At 61.3% G+C, this 26,110-nt stretch carries 26 protein-coding genes and 1 tRNA gene; 19 read left to right on the forward strand and 8 right to left on the reverse strand.

All coding sequences use genetic code 11. The features are described from left to right. Window positions 1-45: 45 nt before the first annotated feature. The 7 genes from DSM14862_RS09795 to DSM14862_RS09825 all read left to right on the forward strand — a co-directional run bounded on the left by DSM14862_RS09795 (window position 46) and on the right by DSM14862_RS09825 (window position 6,668). Window positions 46-1,029, forward strand: a complete 984-nt coding sequence (locus tag DSM14862_RS09795; RefSeq protein ID WP_007120109.1) for an SPOR domain-containing protein — start codon at window positions 46-48, stop codon at window positions 1,027-1,029. A 22-nt stretch (window positions 1,030-1,051) separates the two neighbouring features. Further along, the gene (locus DSM14862_RS09800; RefSeq protein ID WP_007120110.1) at window positions 1,052-2,242 is read left to right on the forward strand and encodes a D-alanyl-D-alanine carboxypeptidase family protein; all 1,191 of its coding nucleotides are present in this window, start codon (window positions 1,052-1,054) and stop codon (window positions 2,240-2,242) included. Next, entirely contained in the window at window positions 2,239-2,883 is a 645-nt protein-coding gene (tmk, locus tag DSM14862_RS09805; protein WP_007120111.1) for a dTMP kinase, read from the forward strand. The genes DSM14862_RS09800 and tmk overlap by 4 nt, the downstream gene beginning before the upstream one ends. A gap of 52 nt (window positions 2,884-2,935) precedes the next feature. After that, entirely contained in the window at window positions 2,936-4,048 is a 1,113-nt protein-coding gene (locus DSM14862_RS09810) for a DNA polymerase III subunit delta' (protein ID WP_007120112.1), read from the forward strand. Between the two features lie 13 nt (window positions 4,049-4,061). Then, on the forward strand, window positions 4,062-4,868 hold the full coding sequence (locus DSM14862_RS09815; RefSeq protein WP_007120113.1) for a TatD family hydrolase: 807 nt from the start codon (window positions 4,062-4,064) through the stop codon (window positions 4,866-4,868). Then, window positions 4,868-5,677 carry an MBL fold metallo-hydrolase gene (locus tag DSM14862_RS09820; protein WP_040701399.1) on the forward strand — a complete coding sequence of 270 codons (810 nt, stop codon included), beginning with the start codon at window positions 4,868-4,870 and terminating at the stop codon, window positions 5,675-5,677. Before DSM14862_RS09815 ends, DSM14862_RS09820 begins: the two co-directional genes overlap by 1 nt. A 61-nt stretch (window positions 5,678-5,738) precedes the next feature. After that, window positions 5,739-6,668 (forward strand): AEC family transporter, encoded by a 930-nt coding sequence (locus tag DSM14862_RS09825; RefSeq protein ID WP_007120115.1) that lies wholly within the window; start codon window positions 5,739-5,741, stop codon window positions 6,666-6,668. A gap of 63 nt (window positions 6,669-6,731) precedes the next feature. Here DSM14862_RS09825 and DSM14862_RS09830 read toward each other — a convergent pair. Beyond that, window positions 6,732-6,815 (reverse strand) — tRNA-Leu (locus DSM14862_RS09830). 133 nt (window positions 6,816-6,948) lie between these two features. Here DSM14862_RS09830 and DSM14862_RS09835 point away from each other — a divergent pair. Continuing rightward, window positions 6,949-7,470 carry a Hint domain-containing protein gene (locus DSM14862_RS09835; RefSeq protein WP_007120116.1) on the forward strand — a complete coding sequence of 174 codons (522 nt, stop codon included), beginning with the start codon at window positions 6,949-6,951 and terminating at the stop codon, window positions 7,468-7,470. On the opposite strand, the gene DSM14862_RS09840 is transcribed toward DSM14862_RS09835, so the two are convergent. Further along, complete coding sequence (locus DSM14862_RS09840) at window positions 7,467-8,321, reverse strand: NAD(P)H-hydrate dehydratase (protein WP_007120117.1); 855 nt, start codon at window positions 8,319-8,321, stop codon at window positions 7,467-7,469. The two genes, DSM14862_RS09835 and DSM14862_RS09840, sit on opposite strands and share 4 nt — an antisense overlap. Window positions 8,322-8,533: 212 nt before the next feature. On the opposite strand from DSM14862_RS09840, the gene DSM14862_RS09845 reads away from it, so the two are divergent. The 11 genes from DSM14862_RS09845 (at window position 8,534) to ligD (ending at window position 19,161) form a co-directional block, all read left to right on the forward strand. Further along, window positions 8,534-8,872: a P-II family nitrogen regulator gene (locus DSM14862_RS09845; RefSeq protein WP_007120118.1), complete on the forward strand. Its 339-nt coding sequence runs from the start codon at window positions 8,534-8,536 to the stop codon at window positions 8,870-8,872. A 47-nt stretch (window positions 8,873-8,919) separates the two neighbouring features. Continuing rightward, on the forward strand, window positions 8,920-10,326 hold the full coding sequence (gene glnA, locus DSM14862_RS09850) for a type I glutamate--ammonia ligase (protein ID WP_007120120.1): 1,407 nt from the start codon (window positions 8,920-8,922) through the stop codon (window positions 10,324-10,326). Between the two features lie 154 nt (window positions 10,327-10,480). Next, complete coding sequence (locus DSM14862_RS09855) at window positions 10,481-11,071, forward strand: exopolysaccharide biosynthesis protein (RefSeq protein ID WP_007120121.1); 591 nt, start codon at window positions 10,481-10,483, stop codon at window positions 11,069-11,071. Window positions 11,072-11,156: 85 nt separating this feature from the next. Then, window positions 11,157-11,387 carry a hypothetical protein gene (locus tag DSM14862_RS09860; protein WP_007120122.1) on the forward strand — a complete coding sequence of 77 codons (231 nt, stop codon included), beginning with the start codon at window positions 11,157-11,159 and terminating at the stop codon, window positions 11,385-11,387. Between the two features lie 96 nt (window positions 11,388-11,483). Next, complete coding sequence (locus DSM14862_RS09865) at window positions 11,484-12,284, forward strand: lytic murein transglycosylase (RefSeq protein WP_007120123.1); 801 nt, start codon at window positions 11,484-11,486, stop codon at window positions 12,282-12,284. 281 nt (window positions 12,285-12,565) lie between these two features. Continuing rightward, window positions 12,566-13,171, forward strand: a complete 606-nt coding sequence (locus tag DSM14862_RS09870; protein ID WP_243254235.1) for a hypothetical protein — start codon at window positions 12,566-12,568, stop codon at window positions 13,169-13,171. Further along, window positions 13,168-13,566 (forward strand): phage holin family protein, encoded by a 399-nt coding sequence (locus tag DSM14862_RS09875; RefSeq protein ID WP_007120126.1) that lies wholly within the window; start codon window positions 13,168-13,170, stop codon window positions 13,564-13,566. Before DSM14862_RS09870 ends, DSM14862_RS09875 begins: the two co-directional genes overlap by 4 nt. After that, window positions 13,556-14,827, forward strand: coding sequence for a DUF3618 domain-containing protein (locus DSM14862_RS09880; protein WP_007120127.1), 1,272 nt, complete (start codon window positions 13,556-13,558; stop codon window positions 14,825-14,827). The genes DSM14862_RS09875 and DSM14862_RS09880 overlap by 11 nt, the downstream gene beginning before the upstream one ends. A 75-nt stretch (window positions 14,828-14,902) precedes the next feature. Continuing rightward, window positions 14,903-15,850: a YihY/virulence factor BrkB family protein gene (locus DSM14862_RS09885; RefSeq protein WP_007120128.1), complete on the forward strand. Its 948-nt coding sequence runs from the start codon at window positions 14,903-14,905 to the stop codon at window positions 15,848-15,850. 12 nt (window positions 15,851-15,862) lie between these two features. After that, window positions 15,863-16,702: a non-homologous end joining protein Ku gene (gene ku / locus DSM14862_RS09890; protein ID WP_007120129.1), complete on the forward strand. Its 840-nt coding sequence runs from the start codon at window positions 15,863-15,865 to the stop codon at window positions 16,700-16,702. Further along, the gene (ligD, locus tag DSM14862_RS09895; protein ID WP_007120130.1) at window positions 16,702-19,161 is read left to right on the forward strand and encodes a DNA ligase D; all 2,460 of its coding nucleotides are present in this window, start codon (window positions 16,702-16,704) and stop codon (window positions 19,159-19,161) included. Before ku ends, ligD begins: the two co-directional genes overlap by 1 nt. Window positions 19,162-19,164: 3 nt before the next feature. On the opposite strand, the gene DSM14862_RS09900 is transcribed toward ligD, so the two are convergent. The 6 genes from DSM14862_RS09900 to DSM14862_RS09925 form a co-directional block, all read right to left on the reverse strand. Beyond that, a complete protein-coding gene (locus DSM14862_RS09900) occupies window positions 19,165-20,190 on the reverse strand; it encodes a c-type cytochrome (protein WP_007120131.1) in 1,026 nt (341 codons plus the stop codon). Next, entirely contained in the window at window positions 20,187-20,762 is a 576-nt protein-coding gene (locus DSM14862_RS09905; RefSeq protein WP_007120132.1) for a cytochrome c oxidase assembly protein, read from the reverse strand. The genes DSM14862_RS09900 and DSM14862_RS09905 overlap by 4 nt, the downstream gene beginning before the upstream one ends. Then, window positions 20,759-21,160, reverse strand: coding sequence for a hypothetical protein (locus tag DSM14862_RS09910; protein ID WP_007120133.1), 402 nt, complete (start codon window positions 21,158-21,160; stop codon window positions 20,759-20,761). The genes DSM14862_RS09905 and DSM14862_RS09910 overlap by 4 nt, the downstream gene beginning before the upstream one ends. Beyond that, entirely contained in the window at window positions 21,157-23,721 is a 2,565-nt protein-coding gene (ctaD, locus tag DSM14862_RS09915; RefSeq protein WP_007120134.1) for a cytochrome c oxidase subunit I, read from the reverse strand. Before ctaD ends, DSM14862_RS09910 begins: the two co-directional genes overlap by 4 nt. Further along, entirely contained in the window at window positions 23,718-24,689 is a 972-nt protein-coding gene (locus tag DSM14862_RS09920; protein WP_007120135.1) for a cytochrome c oxidase subunit II, read from the reverse strand. The genes ctaD and DSM14862_RS09920 overlap by 4 nt, the downstream gene beginning before the upstream one ends. Before the next feature lie 125 nt (window positions 24,690-24,814). Further along, entirely contained in the window at window positions 24,815-25,969 is a 1,155-nt protein-coding gene (locus DSM14862_RS09925) for a trans-sulfuration enzyme family protein (RefSeq protein WP_007120136.1), read from the reverse strand. Between the last annotated feature and the right edge of the window lie 141 nt (window positions 25,970-26,110).

Here is a 26,110-nt window from a genome sequence, read left to right on the forward strand (position 1 = left end):
GGCGGGTTACTGTGCGCCAAAGCCCCTCTCAAAGGGGCGCAGGGCGTGCCGATCCAACGGCGCGACATTCTCGCGGGACATGGGTCGCGGCGCGCGACGACAGCAGGCAAGGACATCAAAGGCATGAGCAGGGACAATCAACCGCTGCGCACTAAGAAACGCCGCGCAGCGGGCTTGGGTGTAAGCATACTGGCACTCGGTTTGCTGGCAGGCTGTGAGGGCGGCGATTTCAGCTTGCCCTTCGGCGCAAAAGACGGCGCCAGCGCCCCGCGCAGCACCTCGACCAAACTGGTTGAGCGCGATGTCGAAGCGCCTGAAGTCTTCTCTGCCACCGACGAAGGGCTCTGGGACGGGCGGCCTTCGCTTGGCGGGGTCTGGGTGGCGCATCCGGACGTGACCGAGCCTGAGCGCGTGATCGTGCGCAACGAGGCCAACGGCAAATTCGTGATCGGCGCTCTGTTCCGGCGTGAGCGGGAACTGCCCGGGCCGAAGCTGCAAATCTCTTCAGATGCAGCGGCAGCGCTTGGTATTCTGGCGGGCGCTCCGGCACCGCTGAATGTGACCGCGCTGCGCCGCGAAGAAAGTGGCGCGCCCGAAGAGAGTTTTGAGGCGGAAAATACAGGTGATGCCTCAAGTGCCCTTGCCGCCCCGGCGCCTGTGACAGCCACGGCGTTGGAGCCTGCCGCGACGGCCTCGGCGGGTGCGTCAGCCGAGCTTGCGACCAACACCACCCCGGTCGCTACGCCACCTGTGGCTGCAGCACCAAAACCGGCCCGCCCTGCGTCCAGCGCCAAGCTATCAAAACCCTACGTGCAGCTTGGCATCTTTAGCGTAGAAGCCAACGCCACCCGCACCGCCAAACAGATGCGCAGCGCGGGCATGGTGCCCACCGTCAAAGAAAGCTCTATCAACAATAAACCCTTCTGGCGCGTGGTGATCGGCCCCGCCACAAGCCAATCCGAACTCGACAGCCTTCTCAAGAAGGTCAAAGCTGAGGGCTTTACCGACGCCTACGCCGTGTCGAACTGACAAACCGGAGGAAATGCTTCCTATGATCCGTCTTTTTGCCGCCGCCGTGGCACTGGTGTTAACGCTCCAACCTGCCGCCGCCTTCGACACCCGCGCCACCGCCGCCTATGTGCTGGACCAGACGACCGGCACCGTATTGCTGGCCAAGAACGCGGACGAGCCGCTGCCGCCTGCGTCGATGTCCAAGCTGATGACGCTCTATATGGCGTTTGAGGCCGTCGAGCGTGGCAAGCAGAACGGCGGGCTTGATCTGGTTGAGGAATTGCCCGTGTCAGAACACGCCATGTCCTACGGCGGCTCGACCATGTTTCTGGATACCACCGACCGCGTTTCGGTCGAAGATCTTATCCGCGGGGTCATCGTCCTATCTGGCAACGACGCCAGTGCCGTGATCGCTGAGGCACTCAGCCCCGATGGCACGGAATACGGCTTCGCCCGGTTGATGACGCAGCGCGCGCAGCAGATGGGGATGACCAATTCTACCTTCGCCAATTCCAACGGCTGGCCGCAGGCAGGGCATTTGATGTCGGTCCGTGACCTTGGGTTGCTGGCGAACCGGATCATTTCTGACTATCCGCAATTCTACCCCCTCTTTGCCGAACGAGAGTTCGCCTTTGATGGCCGCGCGCCGCAGAATAAATTAAACCGCAATCCCTTACTGGGCCTTGGCATCGGCGCGGATGGACTAAAAACAGGTCACACAAACGAAGCGGGCTACGGTCTTGTTGGGTCTGCCAAGCAAGGTGATCGTCGCGTGATTTTTGTACTGTCGGGTCTCGACAGCGCTGCCGCCCGCGCTCAAGAGGCTGAATCGGTGGTCAACTGGGCCTTCCGTCAGTTCACTCAGCGCGATTTGGGCCAAGCGGGCAAGCAGATCGCCAATGCCCCTGTGGCACTTGGCACGACACAATCCGTAGGGCTGGAGCTTAAGGACGATCTCTCAATGCTGGTGCCTGTTACAGGTGGTGATGAGATCGCTGCTGAAGTGATCTATACGGGCCCCTTCCAAGCGCCAATTACCAAGGGCGATGAATTGGGTGAGTTGGTGGTGGACCGGGGCGAACTGCCTGCCCTACGTGTGCCGCTGGTGGCTTCGGCCTCCATCGCGCCGGGCGGGTTCATGGTAAAGATGACTGCCGCGGCGCAGCACCTGATGAACCGCCTCAACGCGGGTCCGCAGGCGGAACCTGCGGTAGAAGCAGAAGCTTCGTGACGCAGGCAGAAAAGGCCCGCAGATCGGGCCTGTTTGTTACGTTCGAAGGCATCGACGGCTCCGGCAAATCCACTCAGGCGCGGCTGCTGGCGGATCATCTGACAGCACAGGGGCATGACGTGGTCCTGACCCGCGAGCCGGGCGGCAGCCCCGGGGCCGAGGAAATACGCGCGCTTGTGTTGCAAGGTGATCCGGATCGCTGGTCGGCCCAGACGGAAATCCTGCTCTTCACCGCTGCGCGGCGTGACCATCTTGAGCGGACCATCCGCCCCGCGCTTGACGCTGGCAAGATCGTGATATGCGACCGTTTTGCCGACAGCACCCGGATGTATCAAGGTCTGTCGCGCGGGGACTTACGGCAGATGGTGGATGATCTGCACGCCCTGATGATCGGGGTAGAGCCTGACCTGACCGTTCTGATTGATATGGACCCGGCCAATGGTCTCGAACGCGCCCTGTCACGCCAGACTGCCGAGGAGCGTTTCGAGGATTTCGGGGTCGAGTTGCAGGCGCAAATGCGCGCCGGTTTTCTAAATCTTGCCAAAGAATTCAGCGACCGTTTTCACGTGATCGACGGGGGCCGCGAGATCGACACAGTGGCGCGCGACGTGACCGCAACCGTCGCCGCGCGATTGGGCTGATCCACGCGCCCTGCCCGCTTCCCTCTGCGGCGAAACATGCTAGACCGATGCCATGACAGATGACGCCCCCCAACCAGACCGCGTGGAAGGTGCCCGCCACCCGCGCGACACGCCGAAATTGATCGGCCAAGGCGCGGCCGAGGCGGCCTTTCTTGACGCTTTCAACAGCGGCAAACTGCACCATGCTTGGATGTTGACCGGCCCGCGCGGTGTGGGCAAGGCGACGCTCGCTTGGCGCATTGCGCGGTTTCTCTTGGCCACGCCTGACCCAGATGGCGGGATGTTTGACCTTCCCCCGGCTGAGACGCTGGACATTGACCCCGAACACCCCGTCGCCCGCCGCGTGGCCGCCGGGGCCGAAGCGGGGTTGAAATCCGTGACCCGCACGATCAACCCCGACACCAAGCGGATGCGCAAGCAGATCGTGGTGGACGACATCCGCGCGCTGAACGGGTTCTTTCAAATGTCCGCCGCCGATGGGGGCCGCCGCGTGGTCATCATCGACGACGCCGATGAGATGAACCCCAACGCTGCCAACGCGCTCTTGAAGATGCTCGAAGAGCCGCCCGAGCGGGCCATTCTACTACTCCTCAGCCACCAACCTTCCAGCCTTCTGCCGACCATCCGCTCACGCTGCCGCACCCTGCGGCTCGGCACGCTAAACGCGGATCAGATGGCCGAGGCGCTGGCCGGGTCCGGTGTGGAGGTCGAAGGCGACCCGGCGGCATTGGCCGAGCTCTCCGGCGGCTCGGTCGGCGGGGCGCTGCGGCTCTCGCTGATGGGCGGCGTGAGAACTTATGCCGATCTCGTCGGACTAATCTCTTCGCTTCCGCAGATGGACAGAGGGCGTGCCATTAAACTTGCCGAAGCCGCCGCGCAACGCGGAGCCGAGGCAAAGCTTGACCTGCTCTTTACCCTGCTCGACCTGCTGCTGGTCCGTCTGGCGCGCACCGGAGCCACTGGCGCACCGCCCGCGCAACCCGCCTGCCCCGATGAGATCACCGTGCTACAGCGCCTCTCCCCCAGCCCCGCGCAGGGCCGCGCATGGGCCGATGCCGCGCAGCAGATATCTGAGCGTGCCCGCCACGGGCTGGCAGTGAACCTTGACCCTGCCGCATTGGTCCTAGATACCCTGCGGCAAATAGGCCAGACGGCACCAAGATAGCCGAAAGGACAGCATGACCGACACGCCCCACATCACCGACAGCCACTGCCATCTCGATTTCGAGAGCCTTGCCGCTGACCTGCCCGGCGTCATCGCCCGCGCGTCTGAAGCTGGCGTGACGCGCATGGTCACGATCTGCACCCGGCTGAAGAACGAGCCCAGCGTCCGCGCGATTGCCGAGGCGCATGATCCAGTGTTCTACGCCGCCGGCACCCACCCGATGTCCGCCGCCGAAGAGCCGCTCGCTTCTGTCGATGAGCTGCTCGCCCTCACGCGTCACCCTAAGATGGTAGGCATTGGCGAGACGGGCCTTGATTACCACTACACCGCCGAGAGTGCCGAGGTGCAAAAGACCTCTCTGCGCATCCATATCGCGGCGGCGCGGGAAAGTGGGCTGCCGCTGATCATCCACGCCCGCGATGCGGATGACGATATGGCCCGCATCCTGCGCGAAGAACACGCTCAGGGTGCCTACTCCTGCGTGATGCATTGCTTCTCATCCTCGGCTGATCTTGCCCGCGCGGCACTGGATCTGGGGTTCTACCTGTCGATGTCCGGCATCACCGCCTTCCCCAAGTCGCAAGAGCTGCGCGACATCTTTGCCGCCGCTCCGCTGGACCGTATTCTCGTGGAAACAGACGCCCCCTACCTCGCGCCACCACCGCATCGCGGCAGGCCAAACGAGCCGGCGTTCACCGCCCATACCGCCCGCCGCGCGGCGGAAACCTTTGGTCTCGAATACCCTGAGTTTGCTGCCCGCACGCAGGAGAATTTCGAGCGTCTGTTCACGAAGGCGGCCGCGTGGGAGCCGACCCGCTGATGGCCGACCTGCGCGTCACCATATTGGGCAGCGGCTCGTCAGGTGGCGTGCCGCGGATTGGCGGCCACTGGGGCGCCTGCGATCCGACCGAGCCCAAGAACGCCCGCCGCCGCTGTTCGATCCTTGTCGAGCGCGTGACCGACGCAGGCACCACCACCGTCTTGATCGACACCTCCCCCGACATGCGCAGCCAGCTTCTGGACGCAGGTATCGGGCGGCTTGACGCGGTGATCTACACCCATGCCCATGCGGACCACGTGCACGGGTTGGACGATCTGCGCATGGTGGTAATGAACATGCGCGCGCGCCTGCCCGTCTGGGCCGATGCAACCACGCGCGATGCGTTGATCGAACGGTTCGGCTATGCCTTCGTGCAGCCCGAATGGTCCAGCTACCCACCAATCCTCGACATGCACGACATCACCGGAGAGGTCAGCATCGACGGCCCCGGCGGCACGCTGAAATTCACGCCCTTCACCGTGGCCCATGGCAATATCGACGCGCTCGGCTTTCGCTTTGATGATATCGTTTACCTGCCTGATGTCTCGGCCATCCCCGATGAGTGCTGGCCGTTGATGGATGATCTGCGCTGCTGGATCGTCGACGCCCTGCGCCGCGATCCGCATCCAACCCATAGCCATCTCGCGCAGACGCTAGAGTGGATCGACCGGGTGCAGCCCGAAACGGCGGTGCTGACTAATTTACATAACGATCTTGATTACCAGACCCTCGCCGCTGAGACGGCGGACCATGTTCAACCGGCCTATGACGGGCTGACCTTACATTTCCCCCTACCCTTTTCTGACTAGGCAGCGCCGGGCGCGGGCCACAGGGTCAGCGCTTTGGCGAGCCCCTCAAAGGCCCATTTAAGTGCACACTCTCATAGACGTCATCTTGCCAGTATTTCTGGTCATTGGCTTTGGTTATGCGGCGGTCTGGCGCGGTCTGTTCCCCGTCTCTGGCATCGACGGGGTGATGAAATTCGCCCAGAACTTCGCGATCCCCTGCCTGCTGTTCCAAGCCATCGCAAAGATCGACCTCTCCAGCAGCTATGACCCGCGCCTGCTGGGCAGTTTCTACGGCGGTGCGGCGCTTTGCTTTGCGCTTGGCATCCTTGGCGCGCGGGTGCTGTTTCGCCGCGAGTGGGAGGACAGCGTCGCCATCGGGTTTTGCTGTCTGTTCTCGAACTCCATCCTATTGGGCCTGCCGATTACCGAACGCGCCTACGGGCCTGAAGCGCTGGCCGGGAATTATGCGATTCTGTCGTTCCACGCGCCCTTTTGCTACGGGTTGGGCATCACGGTGATGGAGTTTGTGCGCAACCGCGGCCAATCGGGCCTGTCGCTGCTGCGCAATGTCAGCCGCGCGATGTTCCGCAACGCGTTGGTGCTGGCGATCCTGGGCGGCTTTGCCGTCAACATCAGCGGTCTGCCTATCCCCGGTGTGGTGGATGACGCCCTGTCGCTGATCGTCCGCGCCGCCCTGCCCGCCGCCCTTTTTGCGCTTGGCGGCGTGTTGCTTCAGTACAAGCCCGAAGGCGATATGAAGGCCATTTTGATGGTCTGCGCCATCGCTTTGCTGGTGCATCCTGCGCTGGTCTGGACTTTTGGCACAGCCCTCAACCTGCCCGAGGCAGGTTTCCGGTCAGGTGTGCTGACCGCAGCCATGGCACCGGGGTTCAACGCCTATATTTTCGCCAATATGTACGGCCGCGCGCGGCGTGTAGCAGCCAGTTCGGTGCTGATCGCGACTGGCAGTTCGATCCTGACAGTTTGGCTGTGGCTGACCGTGCTTGGCTGAGGATGCAGTCACCCTCGGCTCATCGCTGGGCATCATGATGAATTCGACAGTTTGGGGGATAAGTGGTGCGGGTGAAGGGACTCGAACCCCCACGCCATAGGCGCCAGAACCTAAATCTGGTGCGTCTACCAATTCCGCCACACCCGCACTGCACCAACCGGTGCCCGCGCTGATTAGCAAACCCGCGCGACATATGCGAGAGCAAAAAACACAAGACATTAACTAGATGTTTGCATATGGTTGAACATACCTGAGGCAGGTACAACAGAAAGAGACGCCCATGAAACCGAATACGGTCGGGTGCGTTATCGGCGAAGATCGCCGTGCGGGCCAGTTTTCCCCGTATGCTGCGCTAGACACAGGTCTTGTGCAGGGCGCCCTTATATTGACATTGGATGGTGAGATCCCGGTTGAGTATATCTCTGTCGGGGATCGGGTCATTACACGCGACAGCGGTTTTGCGAAAATCATGCATATTCAGCGCTCTACCCGGAAAGTGCGACGCATTGCGCTGGCGGCTGGATCATTGGGCCATACGCGGCCCGAACGTGATGTGCAGCTTGCCGGGGATCAAATGGTACTTATTCGGGATTGGCGGGCACGTGCGCTTTTCAACGCCGAACGCGCATTGGTCGCGGCGCGAACCTTGGTGGACGACGAATTCATCACCGATTTGGGTGAAGAAGAAACAACGTTGATCCAGATTTTCTGTGACGGGCCGCATATTATCTACGCCGACGGGCTTGAACTTGGCACCGCCGATGCCGCCCGTGCCCGTGGCGCGGTGCTTCACGCCGCTTAAACGTTTAATTGCCGCAGCACCTGCGGCAACAGGTCTGGTAAGTCTTCTGCGATCAGCCCCGGCCCGTGGGTCAGAGCCGCTTCGGCATGCAACCAGGTGGCCAGTGACGCGGCCTCAACCGGTGCAACCCCGCGCGCGATAAGCCCTGTGATGAACCCCGCCAATACGTCTCCCGCTCCGGCGGTGGCCAGCCACGGCGTCGCGCGGCCCTCGGTGGCGCGGTGGCGCCTTATCTCTCCTTCGGGCGTGGCGATGATTGTTTCTGGCCCTTTCAGCAAAACCACGCAGCCGAAACGCGCGGCTGCCGCTTGGGTCGCCTGCGCTTTGGCGTCCTGCCCCTCACCCTCAGCGGCGTCCGCCAGATCAGGGGCAAGCCGCGCGAACTCCCCCATATGCGGCGTTAAGATACACCCCCGGTGAAGCCCTGCGCGCAGGTCTGAATCCTGCGCCAATAGGCTTAGCGCATCAGCGTCCAATACGACCTTGGGCGCGGATAGGGCGGACTTTACCAATTCAGCAGCGCGCGCGCCCAGTCCCAATCCGGGCCCGAGGCAAAGCGCGTTTATTCTGCTGTCTTTCAAGGCCTCTATCAACGCCGCGCCATCGGAAATGCGCTGCAGCATAATCGCCGTGACTTGCATGGCCACTTCAAGCTGCGCGGCAGGCGGCACGCCGATGGTCACCGCCCCTGCGCCGATCCTGAGCGCACCCCGCGCCGCCATCCGCGCGGCTCCGGTCTTGCCCGGACCACCAGACAAAACTAGCGCATGGCCGTGCTCATATTTATGCCCCGGCTTTTTGCGCAGCAGGGTGACATCAAGGGTCTCGCGGGTGATCTCTGAAATTCTCATGAAAAGGGATCTAGCAAGTGCTTTGCAAAGGTACAGCCCGATGCCGTTTCACGAACGCCTATTATTTAATCAACCTGCGCAAATTCTAATCGCCCCTTGGCAAATGCGCCCCCCGCGCCATGTAACCCCCTGCCCGGTGCTGGACGTTACGCGGGCGGGATGCTCTGTCAAAAACCAGAGCATAATTGCGCGGGAATTGTCAGGGGAATACCATGAAAAAGATCGAAGCCATCATCAAGCCATTCAAACTCGACGAAGTCAAAGAAGCCCTTCAAGATGTGGGCGTTCAGGGTCTTAGCGTCATTGAAGTCAAAGGCTTTGGCCGTCAGAAAGGCCACACCGAACTCTACCGCGGTGCTGAGTATGTCGTAGATTTCCTTCCCAAAGTGAAGGTTGAAGTGGTATTGGATGACGATCAGGTGGACGCAGCTATCGCAGCTATCGTCGACGCCGCTAAAACGGAGAAAATCGGCGACGGTAAAATTTTCGTCTCCCCTGTTGAACAGACAATCCGCATCCGTACCGGGGAATCCGGTTCAGACGCGCTCTAAAATCGGCCCCTTGGCCTAGACTACAAAATACCAAAAGGACCTACTCGATGGATAACCAGGAATTCCTGAGCAAAATCAAGGATGAAGGCATTGAATATGTCGACATCCGTTTCACTGACACCCGCGGCACGCTGCAGCACGTTACCATCGTGAGCGATCTGGTTGACGAAGACTTCCTCGAAGAAGGCTTTATGTTCGACGGCTCGTCCATCGCTGGTTGGAAAAGCATTGAAGCCTCCGATATGAAGCTGATGCCCGACGTGAGCACCGCTTATATCGACCCCTTCTATGCCGAAACCACGATCTGCGTGCACTGCTCTGTCGCTGAGCCAGACACCGGCGAAAGCTATGAGCGCGACCCGCGTGGCACCGCCGAAAAGGCCGAAGCCTACCTTAAGTCTTCCGGCATCGGTGACAACGCTTACTTTGGCCCTGAGGCCGAGTTCTTCCTGTTCGACGATGTGAAGTTCTCTAACAAAGTCAACAAGGTATCCTACGAAGTTGATGCGTCCGACGGCTCGTGGAACTCTGACACCGACTATGAGATGGGCAATATGGGCCACCGCCCGGGCCTTAAGGGCGGCTACTTCCCTGTAAACCCGGTGGACGAAGCGCAAGACCTGCGCGCCGAGATGCTGTCGACCATGAAGCGCCTTGGCATGAAGGTCGACAAGCACCACCACGAGGTTGCGTCCTGCCAGCATGAGCTGGGTCTGATCTTTGGTGAGCTGACCAAGCAAGCTGACGAAATCCAGAAGTACAAATACGTGGTTCACAACGTGGCCCATGCGTACGGCAAGTCGGCCACCTTCATGCCCAAGCCAATCTTTGGCGATAACGGCTCTGGTATGCACGTCAACATGTCGATTTGGAAAGACGGCAAGCCCCTGTTCGCAGGCGACAAATACGCCGACCTCAGCCAAGAAGCTCTGTGGTTCATCGGCGGTATCTTGAGCCACGCCAAATCGCTCAACGCCTTCACCAACCCGACGACCAACAGCTACAAGCGTTTGATCCCCGGTTTCGAAGCACCCGTTCTGCGTGCCTATTCCGCGCGCAACCGGTCGGGCTGCGTCCGTATCCCATGGACCGAAAGCCCCAAAGCCAAGCGTGTTGAGGCCCGTTTCCCCGATCCGGCAGCGAACCCCTATCTGGCATTCGCGGCCCTGTTGATGGCCGGCCTTGACGGCATCAAGAACAAGATCGATCCCGGCGAGGCGATGGACAAGAACCTCTATGACCTGCCTGCAGAAGAGCTGGCAGACATCCCAACAGTGGCGGGTTCGCTGCGCGAAGCGCTGGACGAGTTGTCCAAGGACATGGACTATCTGCTGGCCGGTGACGTGTTCACCCGCGACCAGATCGATGGCTATATCGCGCTGAAGACGGAAGAGGTTCTGAAATTCGAACAGACCCCGCACCCGGTTGAATTCGGCATGTACTACAGCTGCTAATTTTTTCGCCCCACGGGGCAGTTAGCTGAAATTTGAAAGGGCGTGGGTCACACCGCGCCCTTTTGCTTTTGTGCCCATTTGCTTTCGGGAACGTGGAACACAGGATGCCCCACCGCGTTACCTTGGCAGAGCAGCGCGATAAGGGGTGCGTATTATGGCTGACGACTCAACGGCCCTTACGGATGTTGTTGAAGAGCTCGAAGACGCCTCCCAAGGAACAGATACCGTCAAGGTCGGTCATCTGATCGACGCGCTGGACCAGCGTGGATACGGCGCGGCCCTTGCTGTGCTTCCGCTGATGGAGCTGACCCCGCTTGGCGGTATCCCCGGTTTTCCCACCATGCTGGCACTTTTGGTGGCTATTCTCGTTCTGCGCATGTTCATGGGCTATGAGCATTTTTGGGCCCCTGATTGGCTGCGAAACCGGAGCCTGAAATCCAAAAAGGTTTTGAAATCGGTCGAGTGGCTAAAGCCCATCTCAGAATGGATCGACGAAAAGCTCCACACCCGACTTGCCCCCCTTACCGGCTCCACGGGCCGAAAAGCGGCCAGCATTCTGATCCTTTGCCTCTGCCTTGCGGTGCTCCCACTTGAGGTGGTGCCCTTCGCAACATCCGTGCCGATGGTCACCATCTCAATCTTCGGACTGGCGCTGCTTTATCATGATGGTTTGCTGATGCTGTTGGGTTTCGCCGCCACCGGCATTGCGGGTTTTGCAGGGGCGACCCTGCTTCTTGGCGGCTAATCCTCTCGCGCGCCCAATCTTCGCCATAAATCAGCCACAGCGCTTAACCAATATCTAACAAAACCCTGCAGAGGACGCAGTTACGATGCCGATTTCCACGACCACATTTAACGAGCGGCTTGTCCGTCTCGAAGACCGCGCCAAGAAAAATCACAGCAAGCGACGCGGTGCAAAGCGCGGGCGCAAGGGTTTGGTGGTATTGGTTGCGATCTGTGTGCTCGTGGCAGGGGCAAGCATTGCGCAAGAAAGCATGCCGCAGGTTCGCGTATGGGCCGGGGCTGCCCTTGAACATGTCAGCGCGCTGTTGCCCAGGTAACGGAAAAAGATTTTCAATCTCATCGGTCAACTCAGTTGAACCGGTGTTCAATTGGGCTAACCTTTGCCTCGTACACAGACGCAGAGGGTCAAACTCATGATTAAATCACTTTTCACTACCACCGCGGCCATCTGCACGTTCATGGCAGCTCCCACCTTGGCCGCGCAGTGCGGAAACACGGCCAATGGCTTTGATGCATGGAAGGGCGCCTTTGCCCAAGAGGCCCGCGCCGCCGGCGTTGGCCAATCCGGCCTGAATGCATTGGCAAGCGCGCGCTATGCCAACGGAACCATTGCCGCAGACCGCAATCAGAAGTCATTCAAATACTCATTGTCCAAGTTCATGCAGGTGCGTGGCGCGGATACGATTGTAGCCCAAGGCCGCAAGCGCAAAGCCCGCAACGCTGGCTTTTACTCCGCGCTTGAGCAGCGCTACGGCGTCCCTGCCGGCGTTCTTCTGGCGATCCACGGCATGGAAACAGGCTTTGGTGGGTTCATGGGCGACAGCGCGGTTGTCTCGGCCATCACGACACTGGCCTATGACTGCCGCCGTTCCGACTTTTTCGTGCCCCATGCCATTGGCGCTTTGAAATTGGTTGATCAAGGCGCTATCACGCCCAGCACCAAGGGCGCGAAACATGGCGAGTTGGGCCATACCCAGTTTCTGCCCGGTAACGCGCTGAGCTACGGCGTTGATGGCAATGGGGATGGGCGTGTGGACTTTTACAGCGAAACCGATGCACTCGCCTCCACCGCCAACTTTCTGCGCCAGAAAGGTTGGCAGCCCGGTGCTGGCTATCAAGAAGGCCAACCAAATTTCCGTGTCATTCAGGCGTGGAATGCAGCGGGCGTCTACCAAAAGGCCATCGCGATCATGGCAGGCCGCATCGACGGCTGAACGACTTGATCTTTGTTAAGCGGCGGCGCGTCCCACGGGGCGCGCCGTTTGCGTTTGTACACCCCGCTATGCCCTTACGGGCATTTAATCGCCGCAGACCAAGAGGTTCCCGGCATTCTTTTGAGTTTCGGGGGGAACCGCCAGCAGCGTCAGCCGTTGGGCTGTAGATGATATAATTGACGAAGACGAATGGAGGGACCCATGCACGGAATTTTCTACCTTATCGGCCTTATCGTGGTCGTTCTCGCGATCCTGAATCTCGTATTTTAATGGAGGTCACCATGCCCGAAGACAAGAATACACAGACACAAAGCAGCACCGCTAAAGAGCAAGCGACTGCCGCAAAAGACAAAGCCGCCGCCGCTGCAAGCAGTGCGACCGAGACAGCCAAAGCGCAGGCCCGTGACTTGGCCGACACCGTTTCGACCGAAGCCACCAACTATGCGTATCAAGCCCGCGATACAGCTGCGGATGAAGTCAAAGGCGTGGCCTCGGCTTTGCGCACAGCCGCAGACGAGTTGCGCAGCGGCTCCCCTCAAGAGCGTAGCTTTAGCCAACTCGCCGATGGTTTGGCCGATGTGTCAGAAACCATGCGCGACAAAGACCTCGGCGAAGTGGTGGGTGACCTGAACGGGTTCGCCAAGCGCAATCCGCTGGTCTTCCTTGGTGGTGCAGCCCTTCTGGGCTTTGTGGCCACCCGTTTTGCCAAAGCCTCAAGCGATCGGCCAGCTGGTGGATACGGCGGGTCCGGCGTTGAATATGACGATGACGACCGTATTGACCGGCCCATGCCCGGCACGCCGCCGACTGGCGCCGCAAGCGCCGTTCCTAGCCGCGCAACCGCCCAACCTGCCGCGCCTACAGTCGTAACAGGAGATAAAGTATGACCACCGATAGCAATAAATCTGCCGGGAGCCTGCTGACCGAAGCGCTCTCCCACGTGAGCTCGCTGATGCGCAAGGAGGTCGATCTGGCCCGCGCAGAAGTGAACGAAAATCTGAAGCACGCAGGCGTGGCCATTGGTTTGATCGTCGGCGCAGTCGTCGTCGCTCTGACAGCGTTGAATGTGCTGAGTGCCGCCCTCGTCGCCGCGTTGACCGAGGCTGGCATCCCCGCCGGTTGGTCCGCTGTGATTGTCGGCGTGCTGCTTGCGATCGTTGCTTACGTGATGGTCCAGAAAGGCACAAACGACCTGAAACTGAGCAGCCTTGCGCCGACCCGCACAGCCAAAAACGTCAAGCGTGACGCACAGACCATGAAGGAGGTTTACGATGACAAATGACTCCAGAAATCCCGAAGAAATTGAACGCGAAATCGAACGGGAGCGCGCCGGTTTGGCCAACACTCTGGACGATCTGCAAGACCGCTTTTCGGTCGAAGGCATCGCGCGCCAGTTCTCGGATCAGTTCCGCGAGCATGGTGGCGACTGGGGCCGCTCGGTCTCTGAAGCGGCCAAGCGCAACCCGGTGGCTCTGGCACTGACAGGCGCTGGCCTTGCATGGTTGGTTTTCGGCAGCGGCAACACCCGCGACAACCGTGGCTATGAAGGTCTTGACCGTGAGCGCGCACATCCCGTGCCAGTTCCCGTGACAAACACCGACAATCGCCCCGCCGTGCGCGACGCTCGCCGTTCGTCTGCCCCTGCAAGCGCCTATGCATCCAGCTATGGCTCTGAGCGCAACGCAACTGACAACGTGCCCGCATGGGCCCGCGACGTACATCACGATGATGACGATGGCCGGGGCTTGGGTGATCGTGCCCGCTCTGCCGCTGGTAGCGTCAAAGGCGCTGCAGGCTCTGCGGCAAGCGGTGTCTCGGGTGCTGCAAGCTCTGCCGCGGGTGGCGTGAAGGGTGCTGCAAGCTCGGTATCCGATGGTGCCCGCTCTGCCGGGTCGTCCGTTGCAAGCGGTGCGCGTTATGCCCGTGATCGCGCATCATACGGTGCAAGCTCTGCTGTCGCTAGTGTGCGCAGCACAGCCAGCGGTGCCGCGAACAGCGTCCGCGACGGTGCCAGCGCCGCCAACGAGCGCGCACATGCGCTGCGGGATCGCCTATCCGAAGGCACCGAGCAGATGAGCGCAGAAGCCCGCGAGCGGATCGTTATGGCCCGCGCCCGTGCAGTGGACGCTTGGGACGCTGGTGGTCGCTATGCCCGTCAGGGCCGCGAGCGAGCTTCCGACATGTTCGAAGAGCATCCCTTGGTCGCTGGTGCACTGGCGCTGGCCGTTGGTGCCGCCTTCGGCGCCGCCCTGCCCCGCAGCCGCACCGAAGACACCTATATGGGCGAGCATAGCGACGCGCTCTTTAGCGAAGCCGAGCGTATCTACGCTGACGAGCGCGAAAAGCTTGGTAAAGTGGCCAAGGCCGCGACAGATGAAGCAGGCAAAGTCTTGAAAGAGACCAAAGCCAACGCTGATGCCGCAGCCGACGAAGAAACCGCCGCCGACGCCGCGGTGAAAAAGGCCAAAGAAAGCGGCCAGCGCGTGGCCGATGCAGCGAAAGACGAAGCTGATAAGCAAAAGCTGGGCGACGTTAAAAGCTAATCCACTCACAGCCCGTCCCCTACTTTGGGGGCGGGCATTTTTTCTAATAAATTCCAAAAAGACAGAGGTACACCTATGGCGCGCGGACGTGGAGCGGAGACGCCGATTGAGATACCGGCCCCCGGATGGAAAGACATTTTATTCCGGGTTAAGGACGAGATCGCGGCCGACCATGTGTCATTGGTTGCCGCTGGCGTGGCGTTTTACGCGCTCTTGGCGATTTTTCCCGCCGTCACCGCGCTGATGGCGCTTGCTGGTCTGGTGATGGAGCCCGCGCAGGTTACCGAACAGCTAGAAGCGATTACCCGGCTTATCCCCGAAGAAGCTGCAACGATCATCCTTGATCAGGCCATCGCCGTGACAGGGTCCGAAGAAACCGGTCTGGGCTGGGCCTTTCTGATTGGTGTCGGGCTTGCGCTCTACTCAGCTTCGAAAGGTGTGGGCAGTTTGATGGAAGGTCTCAACGTCGCCTACGACGAGGATGAGACCCGCGGCTTCGTTACCAAACTGATCTGGACCCTTGGCCTCACGCTCATGCTTGTTGGCGTGCTGCTTTTGGGCCTCGGCGCGACATTAGCCGTGCCTGCCGTCGTTAACTTTCTCGCGCTGCCTGACTGGTTTGAAACGCTGTTGACCTACGGCAGCTGGGTGCTTTTGGCTGCCCTCACGGTCCTCGCTCTGGCTGTCCTTTACCGCTACGGTCCGGCGCGCGACAACGCTGAGTGGAAATGGCTGACCCCCGGCTCTGTCATCGCCTGCGTTCTTTGGATCGTCGCATCGGTCGGGTTCTCGATCTATGTCAGCAATTTCGGCAGCTATAACGAAAGTTTTGGCAGCATGGCCGGGGCAATCATTCTGCTGATGTGGCTTTGGATTTCGGCCTTTATCGTCCTCTTGGGCGCAGAGTTTAACTCTGAGATGGAGGCCCAGACCCGTAAAGACAGCACCACCGGACCGGATGAGCCGATGGGTGAGCGCGACGCGGTCAAGGCCGACAAACTAGGGCGCGCGAAAGGTAAATAGGAGAGAGATACCATGGCACCGCGCGCACTTTGGAAAGGACAGCTTCGCCTTTCGCTCGTATCGATCCCGGTCGAGATTTTCTCGGCCACAAAGACCAGTTCAAAGGTCTCCTTTCGCCAAATTCATAAACCCTCGGGCAAGCGCATCCGTTATGAGAAATCAGTTCCCGGCATCGGGCCGATAAAGGCCGAAGACATCGTGAAGGGGTACGAAGTTGGCAGTGACGAATATATCCTGCTAGACCCCGATGAAGTGGATCAGATCAAACTTGAGACGAAGAAGACGTTCGAATTGGTACAATTCGTCGATGCCTGCGAGATTTCCCCACTCTACTTCGACAAGCCCTATTACATCACCGCCTCAGATGATTTGGCCCAAGACGCTTACCGCGTTGTGCGCGACGCGCTGCGTCAGGCCAAAAAGGTGGGGTTGGGCCAGGTTACCATGCGCGGCAAGGAATACCTCGCTTGCGTTAAACCCTGCGGTGACGGCCTGTTGATGGAGACGCTGCACTACGCTGATGAGCTGCGCGACGCGGATGAGATTTTCACCGATATAGAGGATGACAAGACCGACAAGGAACTGCTCGAAGTTGCCACCTCGCTGATCGACAAGAAGACCGCGCCCTTCGACGCTTCCGCCTATACCGACAAATACGCCGAAGCGATGCAAAAGCTTTTGGACGCCAAGGTGAAAAACAAAAAGACACCGCGCGTGCAGACCGGCGATGACGGCCCTGCTGAGGGCGAGAACGTCATCGACCTGATGAGCGCGCTGAAAGAGAGCCTGAAAGACGCGGGCGGCGCGAAGTCTGGCACCAAGAAAAAGGCACCGCGCAAGAAGGCCTCGTGATGGCAAAACCTGCAGACAAGCTCGCCAGTTACAACGCCAAACGTGATTTCGACGCCACCGCCGAACCACGTGGCCAGATTGGCGCGGGCGCAGCGCAAAGCTTTGTCGTCCAAAAGCATGACGCCACTCGGCTACATTACGACTTTCGCCTTGAGTGGGAGGGGGTGCTGCTCAGTTGGGCGGTCACAAAAGGCCCCTCGCGTGACCCATCGGAAAAACGCCTTGCCGTGCGGACAGAGGATCATCCGCTTGATTATGGCGGGTTCGAGGGGACCATTCCGAAGGGCCAATATGGCGGCGGCACGGTGATGCTGTGGGACCGTGGCACTTGGATGCCCCAAGGTGATGTCACCAAAGGATTGAACGACGGCAAGCTAAAATTCACGCTTCAAGGCCAGCATATGCAGGGCGGCTGGACGCTGGTGCGGATGCGCGGCGGTGAAAAGCGCGAAAACTGGTTACTGATCAAAGAACGCGACGACTATGCGACTGATCAGCCCGACGGACTAACCAAGGGCACCGCGCGGTCGATAACGACGGGCCGCACGATGTCCGAGATCGCCAAGGATGCCCCCGCGAAGAAGGTTGCTGATGCGCGGCCGGCGCGGAAAAGCAAAAACCCTGCATTCGTTAAACCGCAACTCGCCACTCTGGTCAGTGACGCGCCTGAGGGCGAAGGGTGGATGCATGAGACGAAATTTGACGGATATCGCTGTCTGGCTTCCCTCGGCACGACAGGTACGCGGCTCTTTACCCGCACGGGCAAGGATTGGACCGACAAGTTCGGTGCACTTGGCCGTGCCTTCGACGCGCTGCCCTGTGACAGCGCGCTGCTTGACGGCGAAGTCATGGCGGCCAAGATCAAAGGTTCGGCTTTCTCCTCGCTGCAACGGGCGTTGAAGGAAGGGCATCCGTTGGTGTTTTATGCATTCGACCTGTTGTCGCTCGATCGCGAAGATTTCCGTGACACCCTGCAAGAAGACCGCCGCGCACGACTGGCAAAACTGCTCTCTGGCGTGCCCGCAGGTGGGGCGCTGCGCCTGAGCGAACATGTGGTCAGCCACGGCCCCGAAGTATTCAAACGCGCCTGCGAGGCCGGGGCCGAGGGGATCATCAGCAAACGCATCGACGCGCCCTATTCCGGCAGGCGCAGCAAAAACTGGCTCAAGGTCAAATGCACCCGGCGGCAGGAATTCGTCATCATTGGCTATTCCCCCTCTGACAAGAAGGGCCGCGCCTTTGCCTCGCTGCTGCTCGGCAGCCATGAAGGGGGCGAATTGCGTTATAAGGGTCGCGTCGGCACTGGGTTCTCGGCGGAGGTTATGGACGACCTCTCTCGCGCCATGACCGCCCGCAAAACCCCGCCTGCGAGCGACGTTCCGCCCGAGGTCGCCCGCGATGCCAAATGGGTCCGCGCCGATCTGGTGGCGGAGGTGGATTTCACCGAATTCACCGACGATGGTGTGATCCGGCACGGCAGTTTTCTGGGCCTGCGTCACGACAAAGACGCCGCCCAAGTGACCGTGGAAGAACCGCTAGAGGAGCCAGAGATGGGCGATGACAGCAAGGTCGGCGGCGTTCAAATTAGCAATGCCGACCGCAAAGTTTTCCCCGATGCGGGCTGCACCAAGGGTGATGTGGCACGGCATTACGAGCGCGTCGGCCCCCGCATGATCGAACTGATCGGCCACCGCCCACTGTCGCTGTTCCGCTGCCCTTCGGGGATCGACGGGCAATGTTTCTTTCAAAAACACGACAGCGGCGGGATGCCCGATGCGCTGTCGCGGGTTTCAATCGAAGAAAGTGACGGCGACGCAGCGGATTACCTCTATGCCACGCGGCCCGACAGCCTGATTGCGGCGGCGCAGATGGGCAGTTTGGAGTATCACATCTGGGGCGCGCGGGTGGATCGGTTGGACCGCCCCGACCGGCTGGTCTTTGACCTTGATCCAGATGAGGGGTTGGACTGGCCCGATGTGCGCGCCGCGGCTTTTGAGCTGCGCGACGCGCTGGCGGCACTCGGCTTGCAATCGGGGGCTATCGTGACTGGGGGCAAGGGCGTGCATGTCTGGCTGTCTTTGCGCCGCACACGCGGCTGGGACACGGTCAAGCTTTTCTCAAAAACCTTCGCCCATGTCATGGCCGCGCAAAACCCCGAACGTTATGTCGCCACCATGTCCAAGGCCAAGCGCAAGGGCCGCATCTTCATCGACTGGCTGCGCAACGAACGCGGGGCCACGGCCATCGCGCCCTACTCCCTGCGCGCCCGCCCCGGTGCGCCGGTGGCCGTGCCGGTGACTTGGGAGGAATTAGAGAAACTCGACAGCGCCAATGGCTTCCGCATGGGCGATATGGCCGCGCGGCTGGATCAGCCCTGCCCGGCGATGGCCGTGCAAAACGATCTGCAATCGCTGACCGATCGGGTGATCGAGAAGTTGCAGACTTGGTCCGAGGGCTAAGGGCTACTCAGTCGGAAGCCCCGCGAAATAGTCCGCCAAGGCTGCGATATCCGCATCACTCAAGTCCTGCGCGGCCTTGCGCATCAAACGCGCCCGCTCCCCCCCACCGCGATGCCCGTCGCGCCAAAGTCTGAGCTGTGCCGCCAGATAGTCGCGGCTTTGCCCGGTCAGCAGCGGTGCGATGGGCGCATCGGCCTGCCGTCCCGGCCCGTGACAGGCGGTGCAGGCAGGTACGTCACCAGTGCCACGTTGCGCCAGCAGCGCGCCGGGGGTTGTGGCCTCGGGCGCAGGTTCAGACTGCCGCCGTGGACCTTTGGAAGAACCGAACTGCTGCGCCAGCGTGGCGATCTCGCTGTCGCTGAGCGCCATCGCCGCCTCTCGCATGATCCCGCTGGGCCGCTGACCGCTACGGTACTGCCGCAGCGCCTCTGCGATTTGGCCGGGGGTCAGCAGGTCAAGCCGAGGGATGTACCTGTTGCCGCTCTCACCACTTTCGCCATGACACTCTGCACAGCTTGCGCGGCCCCGCCCTTCGCCTGCCAGCGCCACCTGCCCCGCCGCGTCAGGCAGCGCGTTCAGGTAGGCCACGACCGACCAAACTTCGTCGTCGCGATCCTTGGCGGGCCAGTGTGGCATGCCGGTCATTTTCACGCCTTCGTCGATGATCCAAAACATCTCACCCGGCGTCCAATCGGTGATGGTACTGATATGCGGCGGCGTCGGCTCCATCGCTTGAGCCGTGGCGCTTTGCGGCTGGCCGGGGAGCGCATGGCAGAAGGCGCAGCCGGATTTGAAATGCAGCGCCCCAAGCGTCACGCGATCCGGCGCACCAAGGTCATCCGGCACCTCCTTTGGCCCCGGCGCGCGCAGTTTGACCGACTGTTTGAAGGTCGTGTGCATCAGCCAGGTCACCCCCCACATATGCCCCTCCCGAGCCGAGACGTTGTAGAGCCCGACCGTCACGATCAAGACTGCCACCATGGCCCCGCCACCCGCCACTGCGGCGAGGGTTTGGATCACCCGCTTCATGCCGTTTCCCTTTTGTCTTCCAGCGCCTTAGCGACCAGTGCCAATCCTGCGACCAGATAAATCGGCGTGCCAATCCCCAACATCAAAAGCCCCCCCAATTGCTGCGCGTCAAGGTCCGGCGCACGGCCACAGATCGCAGCATAGAGGTCACGCGGGGCGAGAATAATCAGCGCGCCTAGCAGCGTCATATGCATGGAGGTCAGCAGCAGCCCACCTGCCCCCGCCAACGGCGCGCCGCGCAGGCACCCGGCCCAGACCAGCAGCCCGGCCAAAGCGAAACTTAGCTGTTCAAGCAGCAGCCCCGGCCATCCGCTATCGGCCCAGCCGTGCAGCGCCGGCAGATGCCAGCCCCAGACCACGACAAACTCAACCACCGCGCCCAAAAGCGGCGACAGGGCGAACACCGCAGTTGCTTTGGGAAAGCCCAACACGAGCAGCGGCGCCACCACAGCCACCAGCCCCATATGCCGCAGCATGTGATGCGGGAAATCCGCGCCAAGCCATTGCCCCAGCGGCAAAAGCCAGAGCAATGCCAGCAACGCCAGCCCGGCATATCCCAGCCCCACCCTCATCCACAGCCGCCGATCAGCAGCACCGGCAGGGAGACATAGACCACCCCGATGAAAGAAATCACCGCCAACAAAAACGCCGCATGGCCAAGGAACTGGTGCCGGTCTTCGCTTGTGCCCGCGTCATTCTCCCATTCCCGGTCGCGCCGCAAATCCCATTGCCGCCATGCCCCCCAAGCCAGCCAGAGGATCAGCGCCAATGCAAAAACCGTGCCGATGCCGATGCCCAGCCGCAGCAGCGCCACCGCCCCGGTCCCGCCCTTGGCACAGACCAGCGCGGTCGCCCCGTAAGAGGTCACGAAATGCACCGCCCAGATCAGCGGGCTGAAGGTGATCCGCCACAGGCTCAGCGCCTCGGCGCGGAACTCATGGGCGTCTTCTTCGTCTCGGATGTCGCTCATGTCAGCCACCCCGGCGCGAGGCCCAAGATCGCGGCGGTCACCAGCGCTTTGACAGCCATGAAATGCCAATAAAGCGTGACATTGCGCAGATCGGCGTCGTGGCGCGGGGTCAGCTTGCCAAATACGCTCCCGGCCAAGCAATAACCCTGCATCAACACGCCCGCGCTCAGATGCGCCACCAGCCAGACCATCAACGCCCACAGGATCGCGGGATAGACATGGGACGTCGGGTCAAGATCGCGCACGGCGGCCCAAGCGGCCACGCTTGCCGCCCCAGCGGCCAAGGGCCCCAAGACCAGCGCCACGCGGGCCAGCGCGACCTTTCCGCGCACGTTCGCCTCGCGCGCCGCAAGCGTCAACGCCCAAGCCGCCACGCCCGCCAGCGCTGCCAAGACGACACAATGGCCCATGGGATGCAGCGCCCCCTCGGGTGGGAAATCGGATCGTGCTGTCCAGTAGAAAAAGAACCCGAAGACCACGCTGGCAAAGGCCGTGGCGTCCCCCAACATGGTGATCCACATGGCCCACCAGCCGACGGAATCCGGCCCCGAAGCATAGGTCGGCAGGCGCAGGCCAAGCCCCGCATCGCGCATCGCTTCCTTCGGAGGGCGGGCGGTGCTGGTCCAGAGCCAATACATGATGCAGACGATGGCGAAGGCCCCGCAGATGATGGCGGGTGTGTAGATGTGGAAGGTCGGAAAGATAAACGCTCCGCCGGTGAAACCGGCAGCAAGGATGGTGATCCACGCAGGCCCGGTGACACGCTGCACATGCACGGGCTTGGCGTCGATCACGCTGGTCACGATGGTCTCACGCTGATGATCAGGCGCATCTGGCAGATAGTAGCGGCCCGCGTCCATCCGTTCGACCAATAGCGGTTGATCCCACAGCGGATAGCGCGAGGTCACATGCGGGACCGAGCGCACGCCCCACGCCTCCTCTGGCACTTCATGGGAGAACTCAAGCGTGCCGGCACCCCACGGGTTGCGCGGGATCTCACCTTGGGCCTTTTTCGGGCGCAGCAGGTCGTAAAGGAACACGGCAAAGCCCGCCGCGATGATGAAAGCCCCCAGCGTCGAGATCAGGTTAAGCCAGCCCCAGCCCGAACTTTCGGGATAGGTGAACACCCGCCGCGGCATGCCCATCAACCCGGTTAGGTGCATCGGCAGAAAGGTAATGTTGAAGCCCGAGAAGATCAGCCAGAACGCCCAGAGGCCCAAGCGTTCGCTCAGCAGCTTCTTGGCGATGAAGGGATAGAAATAATAGACCCCGGCGATCACTGGGAAGACCATGCCGCCGAAAAGGGTGTAATGTAGATGTGCCACGATGAAATAGGTGTCATGCACCTGCCAGTTAAACGGCACGATGGCCAGCATCACCCCCGTCAGCCCGCCCGCGACAAATATTGCCAGCGCGCCGGCGATCCAGAGCATCGGCAGCGTCAGCTTCACCCGCCCCACCATCAGCGTGGCGACAAAAGCGAAGATTTGGATGCCGGTGGGGATCACAACCGCCTCAGACGCAGCCGAGAAGAAGCCGAGGCTGATCTGCGGCAGCCCGGTGGTGAACATGTGGTGCACCCAAAGGCCGAAGCTGAGGAACCCGGTGCCCACCGCGCTCAGCACGATCCACGAATAGCCCACGATGGGCCGCTGCGCGACAGTGGGCACGATCATCGCAGCGATGGCGATGGAGGGCAGGAAGACGATATAGACCTCGGGATGCCCGAAGATCCAAAAGAGGTGCTGCCATAGGATCGGATCACCGCCGCGTGTCGGATCGAAGAACGGCCAGTCAAAGGACCGCTCCAGCTCGAAAAGGAAATCCCCGGCGATAAGCGGCGGAAAGGCGAAAAGGATCATGCCCCCCACAACCAACACATACCACGCATAGAGCGGCATAATGTTAACGCGCATCCCCGGCGGACGGCATTTCAGCGCGCCGACGATCAACTCAACCGCCGCCGCGATGGAGGCAACTTCGATGAAGCTCAGCCCCAAAAGCCAGACATCGGGGCCGATCCCCTCTTCTTTGGTGGCAAGCGGCGGGTACATGAACCAGCCCGCCTTGGGCGCGGCATCAAACAGCAATGAGCCCAGAACGAAACAGCCGCCAATTAGAAAACACCAGTATCCATAAGCAGATAGCCGGGGAAACGGCATGTCCCGCGCGCCGAGGAAGGCCGGCAGCAACAGGATCGATATCGCCTCAAACATCGGCACGGCGAAAAGAAACATCATCGCCGAGCCGTGCATGGTGAAGAACTGGTTAAACCGATCCGCGTCTAGAAAGGTCATGTCTGGAAAGGCCAGTTGCACCCGCATCAAGAGCGCCACCACCCCTGCGATCAGCATGAAGGCCAGCGCCGTCAGCGCATACCATTTGCCCACTTCGGAGTTATTGACCGCAGTGACATAGCGCCAGCCTTCCGGCGTCTTCCACGCCGCGCGCAACTCCTCGGCGCCGCGCTGCTGCTCGGCCTGCGGTACCGGTTCGGCCAGGGCCGCCTCGCTTGGCGGATATGGCCCTTCGGCCATGGGGAGCGATGCGGGTTTTGTCATGTCAGCCCCTTGAGATAAGCAACCAGCGCGCGCAGGTCTTCGGGCGCGATGTGGTCATAGCTTGGCATGGCGACCTCGGGTTTCAGGCTTTCGGTATGGGCGATGAAGCGGGCGAAATCTTCTTCGCTGCCGTTCAGAATGCCAGCACCGATGCTTCTCCGGCTGCCGACATGGGTCAGATCCGGCCCCACCTGCCCCACCGCCCGTGTGCCGCGCACGCTATGGCAAGCGCCGCAGCCCTCGCGGGCAAAGACCTGCGCACCACGAACGGCCTCTCCATTGGCGGGCGCGGGGGCTGCCTCGGCCTCAGCCGTCAACCACTCGGCAAAGTCTTCGGGTGTCATCACCACCGTCTCGAATGCCATCAATGCATGGGACGCGCCGCAGAATTCGGCGCATTGCCCCCGGTAAACGCCCGGCTCTTCAGGCAGGAACGACAGATACGTCTCGCGCCCCGGGATCATATCAACCTTGCCGCCAAGGGCGGGCACCCAGAAGGCATGGATCACCTTATGCGCGTTCAGCACCAGCCCGGTGCGCCGTCCCGTAGGCAGCCGCAACTCATTGGCCGAGGTCACGCGGCTGCCGTCGGGCAGCTCATAGTCCACGCGCCACCACCATTGTTCAGCCGTGATATGAACCTTGAGGCCCGGATCAGCGTCGCGTTGCGGTTTCATCATCGGCAGGCTGTAGGTCAGCAAGGCGCCCAGCAAGATCACCGGGAAAATCACCCCGCCGCCGACGATCAGTATCTCCCCCCAGCGACGCGGCATCTCGCGCGGCTCCACGCGGGTCACATAGACAAAGATCGCCCCCAGCGTGAGCCAAAGCAGCACTGCCCCGCCAAACATCACCCAGATGAGCGACAGCACATCCTGCGCGTCGCGCCCGGCGGGGTTTAGAACCGATTGCCGCCCTTCGCAGGCCGAAAGCGCCAACAGGCTCAGGCAAATCAGCATCAGGCGCATGGTGTTGGCTCCGTCATCCTGTTCAAGCGTCACGCAGAATTCGCGTCAGAGTGGCACAGGCAGCCGCGGTAGAATAGGGCCGCCATAGGCAAAACTGGCCGCAGAAACCCACGGCCAGAAGATTTTTACTGGCCGAGGGCCTGACCCAGATCGGCACCAAGGTCTTCGACATCCTCGATCCCGACCGACAGCCGCAACAGCCCTTCAGGGATCCCGGTATGTGGCTCAATCGTGTGGCGATGCTCGACAAGGCTTTCGACACCCCCAAGCGAGGTGGCGCGGTGGAAAAGCTGCAACCGCCCGGCGGCTTTCAGCGCCGCTTCGGCCCCGCCTTTGACGACAAAAGACAGCAGCCCGCCAAAACCGCCGCTCATCTGCTGGGCGGCAAGGGCATGGCCGGGATGGTCTGGCAGGCCGGGGTACATCACCTGTTCCACCTGCGGGTGGTCCGACAAAAACTCTGCCAAGATCATGGCATTGCGAGACATTTCGCGCATCCTGAGCGGCAAGGTGCGCATCCCGCGCGCCAGCAACCACGCCTCCATCGGGCCGATCACGGCACCGGCCTCGTTACGGTCATCGCGGATCATCTGCCAGCGCGCCGCGCCCGTATCATTGGTGGCCAAAGACCCGGCCAAAACGTCGGAGTGGCCGTTGATCCCTTTGGTTGCCGAATGCATAACAATATCCGCGCCATGCTCCAGCGGATGGCTCAGCACCGGCGACGCGGCGGTGCTGTCGACGACCAGCGTCGCACCCACCTCATGCGCGGCGGCAGCGGCCCCGGCGATATCGGTGATCCGCAGCCACGGGTTCGATGGCGTCTCGATCAAACACAGGTCGGGCTTTTCGGCGCGGCATAGCGCGGCGAAGGCGTCAAGATCGCTCGCATCCACCTCATGCAACGCAATTTGCCGACGGGTGCAAAAATCGCGGATCCATTTCGTCGTGCCCCAGTAAATCTGGCTTTGCACCACCACACTCGCGCCATTGGGCACGGTGCGGAACACCGCCGCGATTGCGGCCATGCCTGAGGGGAAGATCAGCGTCTCTTCCGCCCCTTCGAGCGCGTTCAAGATACGCTCCGCCACGCGGGTATTTTCGTTATGTGAGCGCAGGTAGACATTGGCGGGGTTCACCAGATCGTAATTCTCGTCCCGCAGATAGGTGGTGGCGAATTGCACCGGCGGCACAACCCCGCCCGAGGCTGGATCAACGGCCCCGGCGGCTTGGGCCGCGATGGTGGCAGGGTGCAGGTTTGGTTTGGGGGGCTGGGCCAAGGTTGTTCTCCGACAGGTAGTTTGCCCAAGTCGTATACAAAGCAACAAGCCGGGGCAAATGCGATCACGCACAGTGCTTTCGCGTCACGCTTGGGTGAGCGTGCCGCCTCGCCCCTTGATCAGACCGCCGAACATGTCACC

Origin of the sequence: Sulfitobacter indolifex (assembly GCF_022788655.1) — a bacterium.
GTDB lineage: Bacteria > Pseudomonadota > Alphaproteobacteria > Rhodobacterales > Rhodobacteraceae > Sulfitobacter > Sulfitobacter indolifex.

What these genes read in the sequence shown, in the direction of transcription:
- DSM14862_RS09800 (WP_007120110.1), top strand. Translation starts at nt 1,052, where the DNA reads ATGATCCGTCTTTTTGCCGCCGCCGTGGCACTGGTGTTAACGCTCCAA.
- DSM14862_RS09810 (WP_007120112.1), top strand. Translation starts at nt 2,936, where the DNA reads ATGACAGATGACGCCCCCCAACCAGACCGCGTGGAAGGTGCCCGCCAC.
- DSM14862_RS09815 (WP_007120113.1), top strand. Translation starts at nt 4,062, where the DNA reads ATGACCGACACGCCCCACATCACCGACAGCCACTGCCATCTCGATTTC.
- DSM14862_RS09820 (WP_040701399.1), top strand. Translation starts at nt 4,868, where the DNA reads ATGGCCGACCTGCGCGTCACCATATTGGGCAGCGGCTCGTCAGGTGGC.
- DSM14862_RS09835 (WP_007120116.1), top strand. Translation starts at nt 6,949, where the DNA reads ATGAAACCGAATACGGTCGGGTGCGTTATCGGCGAAGATCGCCGTGCG.
- DSM14862_RS09840 (WP_007120117.1), bottom strand. Translation starts at nt 8,321, where the DNA reads ATGAGAATTTCAGAGATCACCCGCGAGACCCTTGATGTCACCCTGCTG.
- DSM14862_RS09845 (WP_007120118.1), top strand. Translation starts at nt 8,534, where the DNA reads ATGAAAAAGATCGAAGCCATCATCAAGCCATTCAAACTCGACGAAGTC.
- glnA (WP_007120120.1), top strand. Translation starts at nt 8,920, where the DNA reads ATGGATAACCAGGAATTCCTGAGCAAAATCAAGGATGAAGGCATTGAA.
- DSM14862_RS09855 (WP_007120121.1), top strand. Translation starts at nt 10,481, where the DNA reads ATGGCTGACGACTCAACGGCCCTTACGGATGTTGTTGAAGAGCTCGAA.
- DSM14862_RS09860 (WP_007120122.1), top strand. Translation starts at nt 11,157, where the DNA reads ATGCCGATTTCCACGACCACATTTAACGAGCGGCTTGTCCGTCTCGAA.
- DSM14862_RS09865 (WP_007120123.1), top strand. Translation starts at nt 11,484, where the DNA reads ATGATTAAATCACTTTTCACTACCACCGCGGCCATCTGCACGTTCATG.
- DSM14862_RS09870 (WP_243254235.1), top strand. Translation starts at nt 12,566, where the DNA reads ATGCCCGAAGACAAGAATACACAGACACAAAGCAGCACCGCTAAAGAG.
- DSM14862_RS09875 (WP_007120126.1), top strand. Translation starts at nt 13,168, where the DNA reads ATGACCACCGATAGCAATAAATCTGCCGGGAGCCTGCTGACCGAAGCG.
- DSM14862_RS09880 (WP_007120127.1), top strand. Translation starts at nt 13,556, where the DNA reads ATGACAAATGACTCCAGAAATCCCGAAGAAATTGAACGCGAAATCGAA.
- DSM14862_RS09885 (WP_007120128.1), top strand. Translation starts at nt 14,903, where the DNA reads ATGGCGCGCGGACGTGGAGCGGAGACGCCGATTGAGATACCGGCCCCC.
- ku (WP_007120129.1), top strand. Translation starts at nt 15,863, where the DNA reads ATGGCACCGCGCGCACTTTGGAAAGGACAGCTTCGCCTTTCGCTCGTA.
- ligD (WP_007120130.1), top strand. Translation starts at nt 16,702, where the DNA reads ATGGCAAAACCTGCAGACAAGCTCGCCAGTTACAACGCCAAACGTGAT.
- DSM14862_RS09900 (WP_007120131.1), bottom strand. Translation starts at nt 20,190, where the DNA reads ATGAAGCGGGTGATCCAAACCCTCGCCGCAGTGGCGGGTGGCGGGGCC.
- DSM14862_RS09905 (WP_007120132.1), bottom strand. Translation starts at nt 20,762, where the DNA reads ATGAGGGTGGGGCTGGGATATGCCGGGCTGGCGTTGCTGGCATTGCTC.
- DSM14862_RS09910 (WP_007120133.1), bottom strand. Translation starts at nt 21,160, where the DNA reads ATGAGCGACATCCGAGACGAAGAAGACGCCCATGAGTTCCGCGCCGAG.
- ctaD (WP_007120134.1), bottom strand. Translation starts at nt 23,721, where the DNA reads ATGACAAAACCCGCATCGCTCCCCATGGCCGAAGGGCCATATCCGCCA.
- DSM14862_RS09920 (WP_007120135.1), bottom strand. Translation starts at nt 24,689, where the DNA reads ATGCGCCTGATGCTGATTTGCCTGAGCCTGTTGGCGCTTTCGGCCTGC.